This is a genomic window from Stenotrophomonas rhizophila, assembly GCF_003751305.1.
GTDB lineage: Bacteria > Pseudomonadota > Gammaproteobacteria > Xanthomonadales > Xanthomonadaceae > Stenotrophomonas > Stenotrophomonas rhizophila_B.
In genome coordinates this window covers 90,183-106,727 of record NZ_RJKV01000001.1, presented here as the reverse complement: position 1 = coordinate 106,727, position 16,545 = coordinate 90,183, and the positions used below count along the sequence as shown (strand labels likewise).

Sequence of the window (16,545 nt, the reverse complement as noted above, 5' to 3'; positions counted from 1 at the left end):
GTTTTTTTTGTGGCGCGATGCCCTTCAATCCTGCCTGAAACCCCTGCGGTCGTCGTTGAGGACAGCCTGGCACTGCCCGGCGAAGTCCGCTTGCCAGCGCGACAGCATGAACCCTTCGCGTTCCTGAAAAGAGACCGTTTCGCCAGCAAGCACGTAGCAGCGGTTCTGCGACAGTCGCAGCGCCGTCAGGGTGTCACCGGCAGCCCAGCATTCATCGATGCAGGCCTGCATCAGCGCGTAATCCGGATTGGTCTTGGCGCCGCCGAACGCGAAGCCCATCCGCTGCACCATCGCGATCACCGGGTCAGTGCTGGCCGGGGCAGCGCGCAGGATGCGCAGCACCCCGGCCTCGGGAATGCCAAACGCCCAGTTGGCCAGCACCGCCGAACGTGCCGCATCGATCGCCGCATCGCGCTGCCCCTGCCGCATGTACTGGCTTGCCAGCAGCGCCCAGCCCTGCTGAAGCTCCGGGAACGCGGTGCAGGCTGCGCGCAGCAGTTCAATGGCCTGCTCGACCTCCGCTGCCAGCACCTGCGCACGCGCCTGCTCCAACCGCTCGGAGGGCGAACCGGGATCTTCGACCTCATGCTCGCCATACTCGCCTTCGTTCAGCTCCAGCCAGCGCGAGAACACCTGCACCGAGGAATGGCGCAGTTCCATACGCCATTCGTCATGGAACATCTCGCAGACGAAGGGCGCGTCTCCCTCGCGCCCCAACGGCCAATACAGCCCGAAACAATCGCCATTGCCGAGCGCGCCTTCCGCGATCGACACAAACCCCTGAGGGGGATACGGTCCGCGCGCCACATCACCATCGAAGCTGAGCGCGTTGAATTGGCCAGAGAGGCGCATGGGAACTTTCCAGACGGGAACGCCGCCATTATCGCAGCGACCGCAGTAGCTTCGGTCAAGGCAGCGGGTCCGCACCGCGCTAGGATGCCGCCATGACCCCGGCCATCAACCTGCTGAAGACATCTGGCATCGCGCACAGCGTGCTGTCCTATCGCCATGACGCCGCCGCCGAATCCTACGGTGGCGAAGCGGTGCAGCAGCTCGGGCTGGATCCGGCGCAGGTGTTCAAGACGCTGCTGGCAAGCACCGAGACGCACGAGCTGCTGGTGGCGATCGTGCCGGTGAGCGGCACCCTGGACCTCAAGGCACTCGCCGCAACAGTCGGCTGCCGGAAATGCGAAATGGCCAACGCCGAGGTGGCGCAGCGCGCGACCGGTTACCTGGTCGGCGGCATCAGCCCATTGGGGCAAAAGAAGAAGCACCGCACCTTCCTCGATGCCAGCGCACGGGCGCTGCCCGTGCTGCACGTCAGCGCCGGGCGGCGTGGACTGGAGGTGGCGCTGGCACCGGCCGATCTGCTGCAGCTTACTGGCGGATGCTATGCCGCCATCGGCAAGGCCCGGTGATGCGCTTGCCTTTCAACCGGGACCCATCCACCCCCACCGAGGGACCTGGCGCGCAGCACCTGCAGGCGCTGCTGTCGTCAGAGCCTGACCGCATCTACAGCGCGGCCTGCGCCATCGCCCAGCTCCGTGATCCGGCCGAACTGGACGCGCTTTCGCCGTGGGTCGAACGGATCGAGCGCGCCACCGCGCCCATCGCGCTGGGTGGCGCCCTGTTCGCCAATAACCATCACCTGCAGTTCGCCCTGCGCCGGCTGCGCTTCTGGCGGGACCGGGCCGGCTGCCTGTGTGCGCTTTACCCGCACTACCCGTTCTTCGATCCGCGTCGGGAAGCCACGCGCGGGCATGTTGTCATCGATGCCGTGGGGGAAGCCGAGGACGGCTGGGGCGAGGCGCATGCCGTCACCTGCGTGGACTGTGCAACGCACTGGTTGGCCACCGACCGCGAGTATCACTACCCTTGGTGGGAGTGGAAACTGGCGGTTCCCACCGTGGAGGGAACCGCAACGCATGCGTGATTTCATCGCCGCTGCATATCGCACTGGCGCGATGCTCCGGCGCATGGGCATCCAGGTGGACGCTTCATAGACCTGTAGAGCCACGCGATGCGTGGCTGCGTCTCGCCCCGGTCCGCGTGCAGCCGCCCATGGGGCGGCTCTACAGGGGAGGCGTGCAGCGGGCCTGGGCGCTCAGGGCCGCCAGTTGGCGTTGCTGTCCCAGAACGTCACGGCGCGCTGATACGCCTCGCGATCCAGCGGCACGCCCGAGCCCCCCTCTTCCACGCCCAGCGCATTGCGCATCATGGTGATCGGGGCCATCGGCACTTCCTCCGGTTCGGCGGTGTAGATGCAGCCGACGATGCCCCACTCCGCATCGATGGGTGAGCCCTCTTTGGCCAACTGCTCGGCGCTGTACAGGATCACCACCAGGTAGTTCGCGCGCGGCGATTCGACCCCTTCGAACCAGCGCACCAGCACCGGCAGCTCCTCGCGGTTGCGCGCTTCATAACCACTGCGCAGCTGGTGACGGTTGGCCTCGGTGATCGGCACGGTCAGGCAGCGCGTGGAGGTCCAGTTTTCGTACACATGCAGTTTGCAGAAGGGCGCGTAGCCATCGAGCACCTTGAACGGCGCGTGCGTATTGAGGTGCTGTTCGAACTGCTCGGCGCTGCAGTCCTGAATGGTGTTGCCGCGCGGCACGCGCGGGAACAGGCGGGGCCGGGCGAACGCGGTGAGGACGATGGACATGGGCACAGTCAGGCGGCGGAGATCCCGCACAGGGTAACGTGTGCGGCGCGCCCCCTACAGCGCCAGCCGCTCACGCAGCTCGCGGGCCTGCCGCCGCGAGACCTCCACCTGGCTGCCATCATCCAGGGTCAGGTCGTAGCCATCGCCGAGGGACGGCTCGATCGCACGTACGCGGCGCAGATTGACCAGCGTATTGCGGTTGGCGCGGAAGAACAGCGCTGGCGACAGCCGTGCCTCCAGCGTGCTGAGGCTGCGTGCCAGCACCGCGTTCTGGTCGCGGAACCACAGCCGCGCGTAGTTGCCGTCGACCACGACCTTGCGGATTTCCCCGAGCGCCACGAACCAGCAGCGCTCGCCATCGCGCAGGAACACCTGATCGTCGGCGCCCAGCGCATCGCGCACGCTGTCCGCCGCAGTGGGGGCGGCCGGTGCCGAGAGACGCTCCCGACCGCGTTCCAGCGCCGCCTGCAGGCGGCCTGCCTCCACCGGCTTGACCAGGTAGTCGAGCGCGTTGGTTTCAAAGGCGCGGACCGCGTATTGATCGTAGGCGGTGACGAACACCACCATCGGCACCGTCTCCAGTCCCTCGAGGACATCGAAGCCCTCGCCCGAGGGCATCTGCACATCGAGCAACACCAGATCGGGCTGCTCGCGCAGGATCGCCTCGCGTGCCGCGGGCACGTCGTCGGCCTCGCCGACACACGCCACCCACGGGATCGCCGCCAGCAGGGTGCGCAGCTCACTGCGCGCCAGCCGCGCATCGTCCACGATCAACACGCGTAGTGAAGCACTCATTGCTGCACCTCCAGGCGGGCCAGCATGCGCTCGCCCTGTCGCTCCAGCCGGAACGTGCCCCGGCTGGATGAAGAGGGCGGCGTGTCGATGCCCAATTGCGCCCGCAGATAGGCCAGCCCGATGCCATGGCCTTCGCTGCTGGCGTCGTGCACGGCGGGATTGTCCACCTCCACCCGCAGCCAGCCACCATCGAGGCGCACGCGGATCGTCAGCTCACCGCCGCCGGGGTGCACCGCGATGCCATGCTTGATCGCGTTCTCCACCAGCAGCTGCAGCGCCATCGGCGGCAGCCGCGCGGACAGCGCGACCGGATCGATGTCGGTGTGCACCCGCAGGCGGTCTTCGTAGTGGATCGCTTCCACCGCCAGGTAGTCCTGTACCACGCGCCACTCCTCGGCCAGGGTGACCCAGCCCCCGTCGGTATGCACCAGGGCGTGGCGCAGCGTGCTGGACAGATGGGTGACCATGTCGCGTGCACGCGCCGGGTCTTCATTGATCAGCGCACGCAGGTTATTGAGCGCATTGAACACGAAGTGGGGATTGAGCCGCGCACGCAGTGCCTGGTGCTCCAGCGTCGCCCGCTGCGCTTCGGCGCGCAGCTGCGCCATCTCGCTGTGGCGCGCACGCTGCAGCGCGCGGCGGCCGGTCCACAGCGCGCACCACACGCTCAGCACGATGGCGGTATTGAACCAGTAGCCGAAGACAGCGGCCGGGCGATAGTTCGCACGCTGTCCCGGCAGCTGCACCCAGTCCCAGGCCAACGCGGGCAACAGCGCGGCAGCAGTGAGCACCTGGGCGGCCGCCGCCACGATCACCACCGCGAGCAGCAGTCGCCACGTCAATCCCAGCAGATCGCGCTGCAACCAGTCATGCCGCAACGCATAGCCGCGGATGAACGCGCTGCCCACCCACAGGGAAAGCGACACCATCGCAGAGATCAGGACAATGCCGGACCAGTGCCCGCCGTAGGTGAACCCGAGCAGCAGGCTCACGCCGAGGTAGGCCAACCACACCGCGCTGTTGCGCCACCAGAAACCGGAATCGCGTGCTGCCCGCTTCTCGCTCATCGTCTCCACGCCGGTCTCGATCAGGGCGCTGCAGGCAGATCAAGGAAGCCCCGGATCTGCGTCTGCAGCCAGCGCGGATCATCCCACATCAGGAAGTGGTAGCCGGCGCGGCTCATCTCGATCCGCACACCGGGCAGCGCGGCGTACTGCGTGGCGAATACCTGCCGCGTACTGGCCTCGGTCGCACCGAACGGCTGATAGGCCGCCCACGCGCCCAGCACCAGCACCGGGGCTGTGATGCCGGCGATCGACTGGCGCAGGTCGGTGATGGTCATCGAATACATCGCGTTGGCAGTGGTGGCACGGTCACTGTCGCGTCCCCACTGCTTCAAGGTCGCCACATGCTCGGGGGCGTGCGCCATGTTGGCAACCGCGGCGTCGGTCTGCGCCGCGTACTGCTCGGCGTCGGCGGCGAGCATGCCGGCCCGCATGTGCTCGGCCATCGGCTTGAGCGTGGCCGGTGTCGCGGCCGGATTCTGGACCGCGCCGAAGTACGGCAGGGCATCAACGATCACCAGTGGCCCGATCTTCTGCGGCGCCGCGATCGCCATCTGCAGCGCCAGCACGCCACCGAGGCTGTGGCCGATCACAGCCGGATGATCGAGCTTGCGGTCCGCGCTGTAGGCCAGCAGGCGATCGCGCATGGCGCTCAGAAAGTCATCGCTGGCCACCGCAGGCGCACCGGCAAAGCCCGGCAGCTGGATCAGGTGGCATTGCACCTGCGGCTGCAGCGCGGCGCAGGTCTCGCGCCAGACGTCGGCACCGCTGTTGAGGCCCGGGATCATCAGCACCGGCCGGCCGCTGCCGATCACCTCGACCTGCAGATCCTGGAAGCGCCCGGTGGCCGCATGGGCCGGACTGACCAAGGTGGCCCACGCGGTCAGCGCGAGCGCAGCCAACGGGGCGATGAAGTAGATGCGGCGGGGACGGACGGTCGACATGGCAGGCTCCTGCTGGGTGAGCATGGAGACTGCCGCAGGGCGTCGCCGCCGGGGCGATTACATGAGCAGCGGCCGCAGACCGGCAGTGAGCGGTCGGCAGCGGCGGATCAACATCCGCGCCTCAGCGATCCGGCGCGCCCACGATGGCCTGCAAGGCCGCCGCCAGCGATGGATACTGGAAGACAAACCCCTCGGCCAATGCGTGCGCCGGCTGAACGTTCTGCCCGGTCAGCAGCAGCCCGCTCATTTCCCCGAAGCCCAGCTTCAACGCGAACGCCGGAGTGGTCAGCCGTGCAGGACGATGCAGCACCTCGCCCAGCGTGGTGGCGAAGGTGCGGTTGGTAACCGTGCCGGGCGCCGTGCCGTTGTAGGCGCCGCGTGCCTGATCGCGAGTGAGCAGCCACAGAATCATCCCGACCAGGTCCTCGCGATGGATCCAGCTCATCCACTGCCGACCATCGCCCATCGGCCCGCCGAGCCCCATCCGGAACGGCGGCAGCATCTTCTGCAGTGCGCCGCCCTCACGTTCGAGCACGATGCCGGTCCGCAGCACGCAGGTGCGCACGCCGAGGTCCTCGGCCTTGAGCGCCTCGGCCTCCCAGTGCCGGCACAGCATCGCCGCGAAGTCGTGCCCCGGGGAGGCCGTCTCATCCAACGGCGCGCTGTCGCGCGGGCCGTACCAGCCGATCGCCGAGCCGGACACCAGCACCTGGGGGCGTTCAGGCAACGCGGCCATCCAGGCCAGCAGCGCCTGCGTGGTGCCGATCCGGGAATCGCGCAACGCCTGCTTGCGTTCATCGGTCCAGCGGCCATCCATCAACGGCTCGCCGGCCAGGTTGACCACCGCCTGGACCGGCCCGACCTCCTCCAGCGCTGCAACGCTGCGCACGCCCGGCTGCGGGTTCCGGCCGGGCCGCCGGGTCAGGACGATGGGGTCATGGCCCTCGGCCAGCAGGCGCGTGCACAGGCTGCGCCCGATGAAGCCGGTGCCACCGGTGACGAGAATCTGCATGGCGGTTGCTCCTTGAGGTAGCCATCACTGTAAGCCCGGGGATGTGCACGGCGCATGCGACGCACTTCACATTCATCGCGATGAAGAGATATGATTGAGCCACACCCGCCGACGCGCCCCGCCCATGACCGCCATCAGCTTCGAGTTCTATCCGCCCAAGACCGACGAGCAGCGCGCCCAGCTGGACCGGACCGCGGCCAAGCTGAAGGTGTTCGCGCCGGAGTACGTGTCGTGTACGTTCGGTGCCGGCGGCTCCACGCTCAGCTACACCTCCGAGACCGTCCGTCACCTCAAGCAGCACCATGGCTTCGATGCGGCCCCGCACCTGTCCTGCGTCGGTGGCAGCCGCGAGGAGATCCGCGAACTGCTCAAGCTGTACCGCGCGATCGGTTGCCGCCGCATCGTCGCCCTGCGCGGTGACCTGCCCTCCGGCATGGGCCACCCCGGTGACCTGCGCTATGCCTCCGACCTGATCAGCTTCATCCGCGCCGAGCACGGCGATGCGTTCCGGATCGAAGTGGGCGCGTATCCGGAGACCCACCCGCAGGCCAACGACGCGCTGCTGGACCTGAAGCACTTCAAGACCAAGATCGACGCCGGTGCCGATGCGGCGATCACCCAGTACTTCTTCAACGCCGACGCCTACTTCCACTTCGTCGATGCGGTGCGCAAGCTGGGGGTCACCGTGCCGATCGTGCCGGGCATCATGCCGATCTCCAATTTCAGCCAGCTGCGCCGCTTCTCCGAGCAGTGCGGTGCCGAGATTCCGCGCTGGATCGGCAAGCGCATGCAGGCCTACGGTGACGATGCCGACTCGGTCCGCGCGTTCGGTGCCGAGGTGGTGGCCAGCCTGTGCGAACGCCTGGTCGCCGGCGGCGCGCCGGGCCTGCACTTCTACACCCTCAACCTGGCCAAGCCGACCACCCAGGTGCTGAAACTGCTGCGCGGCTGAGGCCGCCACGCATCGCTTGCAGATAACGCCCACGCCGCTACGCTGCTGCGATGAAACCGCTCGTGTGGCTCCTGCTGTGTGCGCTGTGCCTTCCCTCGCCGCCTGCCCTGGCGCAGGCGCCGCAGCGCGTGAACCGCTGCACCACTGCGCAGGGCGAAACCGTCTTCACCGATCGCCGCTGCGATGCACTGGGTGCGACCTCCCGTATGCCCCCACGCACCGCGAGCGTCGGCAACACCGGCATCTACCGCGCCGGCTGCGCGCGCCGGCTCAGTGAGCTGACCGGGCAGATCCGCGACGCGGTCAGCGCACAGGACGTCAACCGGCTGTCCTCGATCTACCTCTGGAGCAACGTCTCCAACGCCACCGCCAACCACATCATCGGCCGCCTGGAATCGGTGGTGCAGCGCCCGCTGATCGACATCGCGCCGGTCTACCCGGACAGCGCGCCTGTCATGGTGGACCCGGCGCTCGCCGCTGCGGGTCCTGTGGAGGCGCCCTCGCGTCCCCGCCCGGTCGGCCTGCGCATCGAACAGACCCTCGGCAGCACCGCCACCCCGGCCAGGACCGTGTTCGGCCTGCGCCGTCAGTACGGCTGCTTCTGGATCACGCTGTAGCCGGCCACAGCGACCGGATCGCCGCGATGCCCTGCGCCCCGTGGCGACGCGCCTCCTCGATATCACCGGGGGTCATCCCGCCGAGCGCATACAGCGGCAACGACACCTGCTCGCGCAGCGCCTCGAACGCCTCCCAGCCGAGCGGTGCCGCGCCTGGATGGCTGGCCGTCGCCTGCACCGGCCCCAGCACCGCGAAATCGCAGCCCAGCCGCTGCGCCGCCTGCAGCTGCGTCAGGTCGTGGCAGGACGCCGCGACCAGCTGACCGGCGGCCAGCGGCCGCGCATCCAGCCCCAGCAGCTGCTCACTGCCCAGATGCACGCCGACCCCCAACCGAGCGGCCAGCTCGATATCCCGATTCACCAGCCACTGCGTGCGCGGCCCGTGCTGCTGGATCACCTGCTCGGCCAGCGCCACCCGTGCCGGGCTGGACGGCGTGCGCAGCTGTACCCGGCGCACCCCGCTTTCCAGCGCCTGCGCCAGGCGCCCCAACCAGGCCTGGTGGACGCTGTCCTCCTCACCCTCCGGCTCCGGCGTGATCAGGTAGCGATCCGGCTGCCGCAGGGCCGCCACCACCGGCAGATCGGCCGGCGGCATCGAATACCGGTGCAGCTTGTCCGGCGCCACCCAGGTGATCGCCTGTCCCTCGCGGCCTCGCGGCGAGCCCTTCCAGCTCTGGATCCGGCGCACCTCCAGCCGGAGCCGCTTGTCCGGGTAGATCTGCGGCACGTCCATGATCCACTCACCGATCTCCGCCTCGATCCCCAGCTCCTCGCGCAGCTCCCGCACCAGCGCCTCCTCGGAGGTCTCGCCGGGCTCCCGCTTGCCGCCCGGGAATTCCCACAGGCCGGCCATATCGCGGTTCTCGGTACGACGGTTGAGCAGAATGCGGCCACGGGCATCGGTGATGACGCCGGCCACGACATGGATCGAACGAAGGGGAGATGACATACCCGGAGGATGCCCAAAGCGGGCCGGGTGACGCAATGCCCCTGAGGGTACCGTCGAGGTGGAGTGCGGATTTCCTGGTGGTGTCTTCGCTCAGGTCTACCGCGAGCGTGAGGGCCCCGCAGCGACCGATAGGCCCCTCGGCAAATGTCCCCCGGCCGCCGCCTGGCGGCGACGGCCTCCTCCTTGATTTTGCCCAGGAGCCTGCCGGCCGCTACGGCGCTCGCGTGTGGTGGGAGTGCGCAAAGCGGTCCTTGATCTACCCACCGCTACCGCAGCCTACTGTCACGAGGCGACCGGGCTGCTCCGGGAAGGACCGTCACCCGCATGGATGCGGGTGTCGAGCCTACAAGGATGTATTTACGGCGTGTCCTGGACGGGGCTGCCCGGTCGCCTCACGCCATGGACATTCGAGGCGCCACGCCGATGGCGACGAACCACAAAAAAGCCCCGCACCAGGCGGGGCTTCTTCAGCACTTCCAAACAGCCGATCAGTCGATCAGCCAATCAACCGATCAGCTCAGCTGACCATGGCAGTGCTTGTACTTCTTGCCGCTGCCGCACGGGCACGGATCGTTGCGGCCGACCTTCGGCTCATCACGGCTGACCTGCGCCACGCCATTCTGCGCCGCTTCCACCTGCGCAGCCTCTTCGTCCGCACCGTAACCGCCCGCGTCCTGATGCTGGAACTGCGACTGCAGCAGACGGGCCTCCGCCTGCTGGCGCTCGGCCTGCTCCAGCGCAGCCACTTCCTCTTCGCTGCGGATGCGCACGCGCGCCAGCAACGTCACCACTTCGCGCTTCACGTTCTCCAGCATCTCCGAGAACAGCTCGAAGGCTTCCTTCTTGTATTCCTGCTTCGGCTGCTTCTGCGCATAACCACGCAGGTAGATGCCCTGGCGCAGGTAATCCATGCGCGCCAGATGCTCCTTCCAGCTCTGGTCCAGCACGGTCAGCATCACGTGCTTCTCCAGCGCGCGCATGGTCTCGTCACCCACGCCGGCTTCCTTCGCCGCGAAGTGCTCGTCGACCTTGGCCTGCACCTTCTCGGCGATGCCTTCGGCGTCCAGCTCCTCGTGCGACTTGACCAGTTCGGTCACCGACATATCGATGCCGAAGTCCGAGGCCAGCGTGGCTTCCAGACCCTGCAGGTCCCACTGCTCGTCGATCGAGTTCGGCGGCACGAAACGCGCCACCACATCGAAGATCACATCGCCACGGATGCCATCCACGTTGTCCTTCACCGACTCGGCGTCCAGCAGCTCATCGCGCTGGCTGTAGATCACCTTGCGCTGATCGTTATTGACGTCGTCGAAGTCCAGCAGGTTCTTGCGGATATCGAAGTTGTGCGCTTCGACCTTGCGCTGCGCCTTCTCGATCTGACGGCTGACCAGACGATCCTCGATGACGTCGTCTTCCTTCATGCCCATCATGCGCATCGCCTTCTGGACCCAGTCCGAGGCGAAGATGCGCATAAGGTTGTCTTCCAGCGACAGGTAGAAACGGGACGAACCCGGATCGCCCTGGCGGCCCGAACGGCCACGCAGCTGGTTATCGATACGGCGCGACTCATGGCGCTCGGTGCCAACGATGTGCAGGCCACCGGCCGCCTTGACCGCATCGTGGCGGACCTGCCACTCGGCCTTGACCTGGGCGCGCTGTTCCGGCGTCGCCTCTTCGCCCAGCTCGTGCAGCTGCGCTTCCAGCGAACCGCCCAGCACGATGTCGGTACCACGGCCGGCCATGTTGGTGGCAATGGTCACCGCGCCCGGCATGCCGGCGTTGGCGATGATGGTCGCTTCGCGGTCATGCTGCTTGGCGTTGAGCACTTCGTGGTGCACACCGGCCTTGGTCAGATGCTCGGACAGCATCTCCGAGGTCTCGATCGAGGTGGTACCCACCAGCACCGGCTGGCCGCGCTCGTTGCAGGCCTGGATATCGGCCAGCACCGCGTTGAACTTGCCGTTGCGGTTGAGGAAGACCTGGTCCGAACCGTCCTTGCGGATGGTCGGGCGGTTGGTCGGGATCACCACCACTTCCAGGTTGTAGATGCTCTGGAACTCGTAGGCTTCCGTATCGGCCGTACCGGTCATGCCGGACAGCTTCTTGTACATGCGGAACAGGTTCTGGAAGGTGATGCTGGCCAGCGTCTGGTTCTCGCGCTGGACCGGCACGCCTTCCTTCGCTTCCACCGCCTGGTGCAGACCATCGGACCAGCGGCGGCCGGCCAGGGTACGGCCGGTGAATTCATCGACGATCACCACTTCACCGTCGCGCACGATGTAATCCACGTCGCGCTGGTAGATCGCATGCGCGCGCAGCGCCGCGTTGAGGTGATGCACCACGGTCAGGTTCTGCGCGGCGTACAGGCCTTCCGTCTCGGCATTAAGGATGCCGGCTTCGACCAGCAGCGCCTCGGCATGCTCCATGCCTGCTTCGGACAGATGGACCTGCTTGCCCTTCTCGTCGACCCAGAAATCGCCCTCGCCTTCCTCGGCCTCCTGCTTGATCAGGTTCGGGACGATGCGGTTGACGCGGATGTACAGCTCCGGGGAATCATCGGCCGGGCCGGAAATGATCAGCGGGGTACGGGCTTCATCGATCAGGATCGAGTCGACTTCATCGACGATCGCGTAGTGCAGGCCGCGCTGGTGACGGTCCGCACGGGACAGCGCCATGTTGTCGCGCAGGTAATCGAAGCCGAATTCGTTATTGGTGCCGTAGGTGATGTCGCTGGCATAGGCCTCGCGCTTGTCACCGTGCGGCATGCCCGGATAGACCACGCCCACGCTCAGGCCCAGCCAGTTGTAGAGCTTGCCCATCTGCGCCGAGTCACGGCGGGCCAGGTAGTCGTTCACGGTGACCACGTGGACGCCCTTGCCTTCCAGCGCATTGAGGTAGACCGGCAGCGTGGCGACCAGGGTCTTGCCTTCACCGGTGCGCATTTCCGCGATCTTGCCCAGGTGCAGGACCATGCCGCCGATCAGCTGCACGTCGTAATGGCGCATGCCCAGAACGCGGCGGCTGGCTTCACGGCAGACCGCGAAGGCTTCCGGCAGCACCTTGTCCAGGGCTTCACCGTCAGCGATGCGCTGCTTGAATTCCGGGGTCTTGGCCTTGAGCTGCTCGTCGGAGAGCTTTTCGATTTCCGGCTCCAACGCATTGACCTTGGCGACGATGCGGTTGAGCTGGCGCAGCTGTCGTTCATTACGACTGCCGAAGACGCGGGTAAGCAGGCTGTTGATCATTGAAGGAACCGGTTGGAATGAGACGCCCCAACGGCGGCGCTTTCCCCGGGGGATGCGCACGCCGCAAACGAAACAGGGCGCACCGCGCCCTGTCTATGGCAACACCCATTGTAGCTTGGGACGGGGGTCCGGCGTTTCAAGCACCCCCGTTCAAGTTCGTTACCGTGATCAGCCCCGCGAAACGCGGCCGACCGGGGTGTTGCCGCCATCACCGAGGAACTTGCGCGGATTGACCACCTGGCCGCGTTCCCAGACCTCGAAGTGCACGTGGGCACCGGTGGAACGGCCCGTGGAACCGGCCTTGGCCACTTCCTGGCCGGCCCGGACCAGATCGCCCGGCTTCACCACCAGGCGCGAATTATGCGCATAGCGGGTCACATAACCGTTGCCATGGTCCACATCGACCACATTGCCGTAGCCGCCCTTCACACCGGCGAAGCTGACCACGCCGTCGGCCACCGACATCACCGGGTCACCGACCTTGGCGTGGAAATCCATGCCCTTGTGGGTGGCCGCACCACGACCGAACGGATCGCTGCGGGTCCCGAAGTTGGAGGTGATGTAGGTATTGCGGATCGGCATGCGCGAGGGCACGGCGTTCTGTTCGAGCTGGTGATCGAACATCAGCGATTCCATCACCGACAGCTGGCGGCCTGAAGCAGCAAAGCGCTGCTCCAGCACCTGTAAGTCGGCGTTGACAGCGCTGACCGGGATGTCCTGGGTCGGGCCGGGCTCACCTTCACCGAGGCCGGGGGTCTCGTTGAAGTCGAATTCGCCGTCTTCGAGTTTGCCCATCTGGGTAAGGCGTTCGCCCAGCGCATTGAGACGGGTGGCCTGCGCCTGCAGCTCGCCCATCCGCGCAGCCAGCGCGTTGACCTGGGTCTGAGCGTCCTTCTGGGCCTGCGCCAGTTCGCGTTCCTGCTGTGCGACCTTGGCGTGGAGCCGGGAATCGTTGAACATGCTGCCACCGATACCGGCACCGAAGCCGATCAGGCAGCCCACCCCCAGCACACTGCCCAGCAGGGCCCGGGGGGAATCTTCGAAGTAGAAACGCAAACGCGCCAGCGGCGTCTTGGCCTGTCCTTCACGCGTTTTGATTACGATCTTTTTGAATGCCATCAGTGAGTTTTCATGTCTGAGCCGAAATCCAGTGCCCGTTCCCCATCTACGCCGAAGCCGGCGCTGGATGCGGTCATGGGGGACAAAGCCGGTAACCCGCTGCGTCGTGCCTTGTGGCTCGACGCGCTGGACCGTCAATTGCGCCCCCATTTACCGCCTGCACTGGCCACCCGTTGCCGGCTGGCGAATGTAAACGGCGAGCACCTCGTTTTTCTCGTCGAATCTCCCGTGTGGCACGCCAAGGTCCGGCTTGCCGAAGCACAGTTGATCGACGCGGCCCGGTCCATCGGGCTGAAGGTCACCAAGGTGACCGTCAAAACAGCGTCTGCCCCTCCCCCACGCTCCCCAGCGATCGATAACAGGAATGGCCCCCACGCTGTTTCAGCCGCCACGCACAAAGGGCTACGCGACGCGTTGGCCTGTCTCCGCGATGTGGATTCGTCCAAATCGTGAAGCCATCGGGGCATCCCGCCCCTTCCCGGCCGCGTCACGATCACGTGAACTTTGGCTGGGAGCCGGTCTGCACTGTAGCGGCGGAACCGCCGCCAGTCGTTAGTGTTTTATTAAATTAACGTTAAATTCGGCAGAAACCTTGATGAGGTTCACAAATCTGTGCGCTGTGCACCCCCACGGTTCATTGACGTCAAGATCACATGGCTCTCAGCGCGTCTAAACCCCAGGAAACAGAAACGGCGCCATGGGCGCCGCTCTATTTTGTTTAAAATCAATGACTTGCGCGATGGCAGGGCTCAGGCGTACGCCGGCAGACCGTAGACGACCGGTGCCTCGACTGCGGGCGAGTCATAGCTGACCCACTCCCAGGCACTGGCATCGGCCAGCAGCGCGCGCACCAGCTTGTTGTTGAGCGCGTGGCCCGACTTGAAGCCCTCATACGCGCCCAGCACCTGGCCGCCGGCCAGATACAGATCGCCGATCGCATCGAGGATCTTGTGGCGCACGAACTCATCGGCGTAGCGCAGGCCGTCGTCGTTGAGCACGCGGAACTCGTCGAGCACGATGGCGTTATCCATCGAGCCGCCCAGGCCGAGGTTGCGCTCGCGCATGTACTCCAGATCCCGCATGAAGCCGAAGGTCCGGGCACGCGAGATTTCCCGGGTGTAGGCCTGGGTCGAGAATTCGATCTCGGCCCGCGACTGCTTGGCCGGGATCATCGGGTGGTTGAACTGGATGGTGAAACCGAGCTTGTAGCCTTCGTACGGCTCGAAGCGGGCGACCTTGTCGCCATCGGTGACTTCCACCGTCTTGAGAATGCGGATGAAGCGTTTCGGCGCGTCCTGCTCGGCGATGCCCGCCGACTGCAGCAGGAAGACGAACGGGCCGGAGGAACCGTCCATGATCGGCAGCTCTGCCGAGGACAGTTCCACGATGATGTTGTCCACACCCAGGCCGGCCAGGGCCGACATCAGGTGTTCGACGGTCTGGATCTTCGCCTCGTGATAGGTCAAGCCGGTGCACAGGGTGACTTCGGTGACCAGGTCCGCACGCGCAGGCACTTCCACCACCGGGTCCAGATCGACGCGACGGAAGACGATGCCGTGGTTGACCGGGGCCGGGCGCAGGGTCATGTAGACCTTGTCACCGCTGTGAAGGCCGACGCCGGTGGCGCGGATCGTGTTCTTGAGGGTGCGTTGCGGAATCATCAGGGGGCAGGACCAGAAAGCGCGCGGTCAGCGCGGCTGTGACAAACAAGAATAACACGCACTACCGCTGTCCCTTCCGTGAACCGTGGTGCGTCGACAGCACTGCCCGGACGTGCGCACTGCACGACGGCGGTCAGACTGCCGGGCCGATCCTGGCCCGGCAGCATGGGACATGGAGATGCTTACCGGGGAGGACAAGGCCCCGGCACGCAGTACTCAGTCCGCCTGGCGGCGCAGGAACGCCGGGATGTCCAGGTAATCGTTCGGCAGTTCAGCGGCAGCCGGACCCGACGCGCTCGGGGCCGACGGTGCCACGGTGTCGGCGCTCGGACGACGCAGGCCCATGCCCATGCCCATCCCGCCCACGGCCTTGGAAACCGCATCGCCGCCGTTGTCGAACTCGCCGAACTCCGGCTGGCCGGTGGTGGCATTGCGGACCAGCTTGATCGGTGCGCGCTCGCCCGGACGCTGGGTCTTGGCGGTGACGGCACGGTTCAGGCCGGTGGCGACCACGGTCACGCGGACTTCGTCCTGCATGTCCGGATCCAGCACGGTACCCACGACCACGGTGGCATCTTCGGACGCGAAGCCATCGATGGTGCGGCCGATCTCGTCGAACTCGGCCATCGTGAAGTCGGCGCCGGCGGTGATGTTGACCAGGATGCCGTTGGCACCGGCCAGGTTCACATCGTCCAGCAGCGGGTTCTGGATGGCGGCTTCGGCAGCGGCCTGGGCACGGTCATCACCACGCGCGGTGCCGGTGCCCATCATTGCCAGGCCCATTTCGGACATGACGGTGCGCACGTCGGCGAAGTCGACGTTGATCAGGCCCGGACGCACGATCAGGTCAGCGATGCCCTGCACGGCGCCCTGGAGGACGTCGTTGGCGGCACGGAAGGCCTGGATCATGGTGGCGTTGCGGCCCAGCACGGTGATCAGCTTTTCGTTCGGGATGGTGATCAGCGAATCGCAATGCTGGCTCAGTTCTTCGATGCCCTTCAGCGCGACCTGCATGCGGCGACGGCCTTCGAACGGGAACGGCTTGGTGACCACGGCGACGGTCAGGATGCCCATCTCCTTGGCCAGCTGTGCCACGACCGGGGCGGCACCGGTGCCGGTACCGCCGCCCATGCCGGCGGTGATGAACACCATGTCCGCACCCTGCAGGGCGTCCATGATGCGCTCACGGTCTTCCAGCGCGGCCTGGCGGCCGACTTCCGGATTCGCGCCTGCGCCCAGGCCCTTGGTGACGTTGGTACCCAGCTGCAGCTGCAGCTTGGCACCGCAATTCTTGATGGCCTGCGAGTCGGTGTTGGCGGTGATGAATTCCACGCCGTCCACACTGGTGCTGACCATGTGCGCCACAGCGTTGCCGCCGCCGCCGCCCACGCCAATCACCTTGATCACCGCATTGGGTGCCATCTTTTCAATCAGTTCGAAATGCGCCATGTCCGTGTCCTCGTGTTGCCGTTTACGCGGGACGGGGGCTTCGGAGAATCCTTCTCCTGTCCTCCCCACCCATCGT

16 protein-coding genes are annotated in these 16,545 nt (G+C 66.4%); 5 read left to right on the top strand and 11 right to left on the bottom strand.

Annotated features, from left to right (window positions below):
* Nucleotides 1–24: 24 nt before the first annotated feature.
* Nucleotides 25–852, bottom strand: coding sequence for a hypothetical protein (locus EDF74_RS00415; RefSeq protein WP_123728365.1), 828 nt, complete (start codon nt 850–852; stop codon nt 25–27).
* Nucleotides 853–944: 92 nt separating this feature from the next.
* Here EDF74_RS00415 and ybaK point away from each other — a divergent pair, with 92 nt between their 5' ends.
* On the top strand, nt 945–1,418 hold the full coding sequence (ybaK, locus tag EDF74_RS00410; protein WP_123728364.1) for a Cys-tRNA(Pro) deacylase: 474 nt from the start codon (nt 945–947) through the stop codon (nt 1,416–1,418).
* The gene (locus EDF74_RS00405) at nt 1,418–1,933 is read left to right on the top strand and encodes a hypothetical protein (protein WP_123728363.1); all 516 of its coding nucleotides are present in this window, start codon (nt 1,418–1,420) and stop codon (nt 1,931–1,933) included. Before ybaK ends, EDF74_RS00405 begins: the two co-directional genes overlap by 1 nt.
* A gap of 171 nt (nt 1,934–2,104) precedes the next feature.
* Here the strand turns inward: EDF74_RS00405 and EDF74_RS00400 are convergent, their stop codons facing one another.
* The 5 genes from EDF74_RS00400 to EDF74_RS00380 all read right to left on the bottom strand — a co-directional run bounded on the left by EDF74_RS00400 (nt 2,105) and on the right by EDF74_RS00380 (nt 6,477).
* Nucleotides 2,105–2,662, bottom strand: coding sequence for a DUF3228 family protein (locus tag EDF74_RS00400; RefSeq protein WP_123728362.1), 558 nt, complete (start codon nt 2,660–2,662; stop codon nt 2,105–2,107).
* A 54-nt stretch (nt 2,663–2,716) separates the two neighbouring features.
* Nucleotides 2,717–3,457: a LytR/AlgR family response regulator transcription factor gene (locus EDF74_RS00395; protein WP_123728361.1), complete on the bottom strand. Its 741-nt coding sequence runs from the start codon at nt 3,455–3,457 to the stop codon at nt 2,717–2,719.
* Nucleotides 3,454–4,524 (bottom strand): sensor histidine kinase, encoded by a 1,071-nt coding sequence (locus EDF74_RS00390; RefSeq protein ID WP_260232161.1) that lies wholly within the window; start codon nt 4,522–4,524, stop codon nt 3,454–3,456. The genes EDF74_RS00395 and EDF74_RS00390 overlap by 4 nt, the downstream gene beginning before the upstream one ends.
* Nucleotides 4,525–4,544: 20 nt before the next feature.
* Nucleotides 4,545–5,465: an alpha/beta fold hydrolase gene (locus tag EDF74_RS00385; protein WP_123728359.1), complete on the bottom strand. Its 921-nt coding sequence runs from the start codon at nt 5,463–5,465 to the stop codon at nt 4,545–4,547.
* 121 nt (nt 5,466–5,586) lie between these two features.
* Nucleotides 5,587–6,477 carry a TIGR01777 family oxidoreductase gene (locus EDF74_RS00380; protein ID WP_123728358.1) on the bottom strand — a complete coding sequence of 297 codons (891 nt, stop codon included), beginning with the start codon at nt 6,475–6,477 and terminating at the stop codon, nt 5,587–5,589.
* Nucleotides 6,478–6,601: 124 nt separating this feature from the next.
* Between EDF74_RS00380 and metF the strand changes: the two genes are divergently transcribed.
* Together metF and EDF74_RS00370 are read left to right on the top strand one after the other, a co-directional pair.
* Nucleotides 6,602–7,429: a methylenetetrahydrofolate reductase [NAD(P)H] gene (gene metF / locus EDF74_RS00375; protein WP_123728357.1), complete on the top strand. Its 828-nt coding sequence runs from the start codon at nt 6,602–6,604 to the stop codon at nt 7,427–7,429.
* Nucleotides 7,430–7,479: 50 nt separating this feature from the next.
* Nucleotides 7,480–8,046 carry a DUF4124 domain-containing protein gene (locus EDF74_RS00370; protein WP_123728356.1) on the top strand — a complete coding sequence of 189 codons (567 nt, stop codon included), beginning with the start codon at nt 7,480–7,482 and terminating at the stop codon, nt 8,044–8,046.
* Here EDF74_RS00370 and EDF74_RS00365 read toward each other — a convergent pair.
* From EDF74_RS00365 to EDF74_RS00350, 3 genes are all read right to left on the bottom strand, one after another.
* Entirely contained in the window at nt 8,036–8,995 is a 960-nt protein-coding gene (locus EDF74_RS00365; RefSeq protein WP_123728355.1) for a Nudix family hydrolase, read from the bottom strand. The two genes, EDF74_RS00370 and EDF74_RS00365, sit on opposite strands and share 11 nt — an antisense overlap.
* Before the next feature lie 512 nt (nt 8,996–9,507).
* Nucleotides 9,508–12,240 (bottom strand): preprotein translocase subunit SecA, encoded by a 2,733-nt coding sequence (gene secA / locus EDF74_RS00355; RefSeq protein WP_123728353.1) that lies wholly within the window; start codon nt 12,238–12,240, stop codon nt 9,508–9,510.
* Between the two features lie 168 nt (nt 12,241–12,408).
* Nucleotides 12,409–13,359 (bottom strand): M23 family metallopeptidase, encoded by a 951-nt coding sequence (locus EDF74_RS00350; protein ID WP_019182479.1) that lies wholly within the window; start codon nt 13,357–13,359, stop codon nt 12,409–12,411.
* Nucleotides 13,360–13,371: 12 nt separating this feature from the next.
* Between EDF74_RS00350 and EDF74_RS00345 the strand changes: the two genes are divergently transcribed.
* Nucleotides 13,372–13,812, top strand: a complete 441-nt coding sequence (locus EDF74_RS00345) for a DUF721 domain-containing protein (protein ID WP_123728352.1) — start codon at nt 13,372–13,374, stop codon at nt 13,810–13,812.
* Nucleotides 13,813–14,108: 296 nt separating this feature from the next.
* On the opposite strand, the gene lpxC is transcribed toward EDF74_RS00345, so the two are convergent.
* The gene (gene lpxC / locus EDF74_RS00340; RefSeq protein ID WP_123728351.1) at nt 14,109–15,020 is read right to left on the bottom strand and encodes a UDP-3-O-acyl-N-acetylglucosamine deacetylase; all 912 of its coding nucleotides are present in this window, start codon (nt 15,018–15,020) and stop codon (nt 14,109–14,111) included.
* 216 nt (nt 15,021–15,236) lie between these two features.
* Nucleotides 15,237–16,469 (bottom strand): cell division protein FtsZ, encoded by a 1,233-nt coding sequence (gene ftsZ / locus EDF74_RS00335; RefSeq protein WP_019182482.1) that lies wholly within the window; start codon nt 16,467–16,469, stop codon nt 15,237–15,239.
* Between the last annotated feature and the right edge of the window lie 76 nt (nt 16,470–16,545).

What these genes read in the sequence shown, in the direction of transcription:
- EDF74_RS00370 (WP_123728356.1), top strand. Translation starts at nt 7,480, where the DNA reads ATGAAACCGCTCGTGTGGCTCCTGCTGTGTGCGCTGTGCCTTCCCTCG.
- ftsZ (WP_019182482.1), bottom strand. Translation starts at nt 16,469, where the DNA reads ATGGCGCATTTCGAACTGATTGAAAAGATGGCACCCAATGCGGTGATC.
- EDF74_RS00415 (WP_123728365.1), bottom strand. Translation starts at nt 852, where the DNA reads ATGCGCCTCTCTGGCCAATTCAACGCGCTCAGCTTCGATGGTGATGTG.
- EDF74_RS00345 (WP_123728352.1), top strand. Translation starts at nt 13,372, where the DNA reads ATGTCTGAGCCGAAATCCAGTGCCCGTTCCCCATCTACGCCGAAGCCG.
- lpxC (WP_123728351.1), bottom strand. Translation starts at nt 15,020, where the DNA reads ATGATTCCGCAACGCACCCTCAAGAACACGATCCGCGCCACCGGCGTC.
- EDF74_RS00395 (WP_123728361.1), bottom strand. Translation starts at nt 3,457, where the DNA reads ATGAGTGCTTCACTACGCGTGTTGATCGTGGACGATGCGCGGCTGGCG.
- EDF74_RS00390 (WP_260232161.1), bottom strand. Translation starts at nt 4,524, where the DNA reads ATGAGCGAGAAGCGGGCAGCACGCGATTCCGGTTTCTGGTGGCGCAAC.
- EDF74_RS00380 (WP_123728358.1), bottom strand. Translation starts at nt 6,477, where the DNA reads ATGCAGATTCTCGTCACCGGTGGCACCGGCTTCATCGGGCGCAGCCTG.
- metF (WP_123728357.1), top strand. Translation starts at nt 6,602, where the DNA reads ATGACCGCCATCAGCTTCGAGTTCTATCCGCCCAAGACCGACGAGCAG.
- EDF74_RS00365 (WP_123728355.1), bottom strand. Translation starts at nt 8,995, where the DNA reads ATGTCATCTCCCCTTCGTTCGATCCATGTCGTGGCCGGCGTCATCACC.
- EDF74_RS00400 (WP_123728362.1), bottom strand. Translation starts at nt 2,662, where the DNA reads ATGTCCATCGTCCTCACCGCGTTCGCCCGGCCCCGCCTGTTCCCGCGC.
- EDF74_RS00350 (WP_019182479.1), bottom strand. Translation starts at nt 13,359, where the DNA reads ATGGCATTCAAAAAGATCGTAATCAAAACGCGTGAAGGACAGGCCAAG.
- ybaK (WP_123728364.1), top strand. Translation starts at nt 945, where the DNA reads ATGACCCCGGCCATCAACCTGCTGAAGACATCTGGCATCGCGCACAGC.
- EDF74_RS00385 (WP_123728359.1), bottom strand. Translation starts at nt 5,465, where the DNA reads ATGTCGACCGTCCGTCCCCGCCGCATCTACTTCATCGCCCCGTTGGCT.
- secA (WP_123728353.1), bottom strand. Translation starts at nt 12,240, where the DNA reads ATGATCAACAGCCTGCTTACCCGCGTCTTCGGCAGTCGTAATGAACGA.
- EDF74_RS00405 (WP_123728363.1), top strand. Translation starts at nt 1,418, where the DNA reads ATGCGCTTGCCTTTCAACCGGGACCCATCCACCCCCACCGAGGGACCT.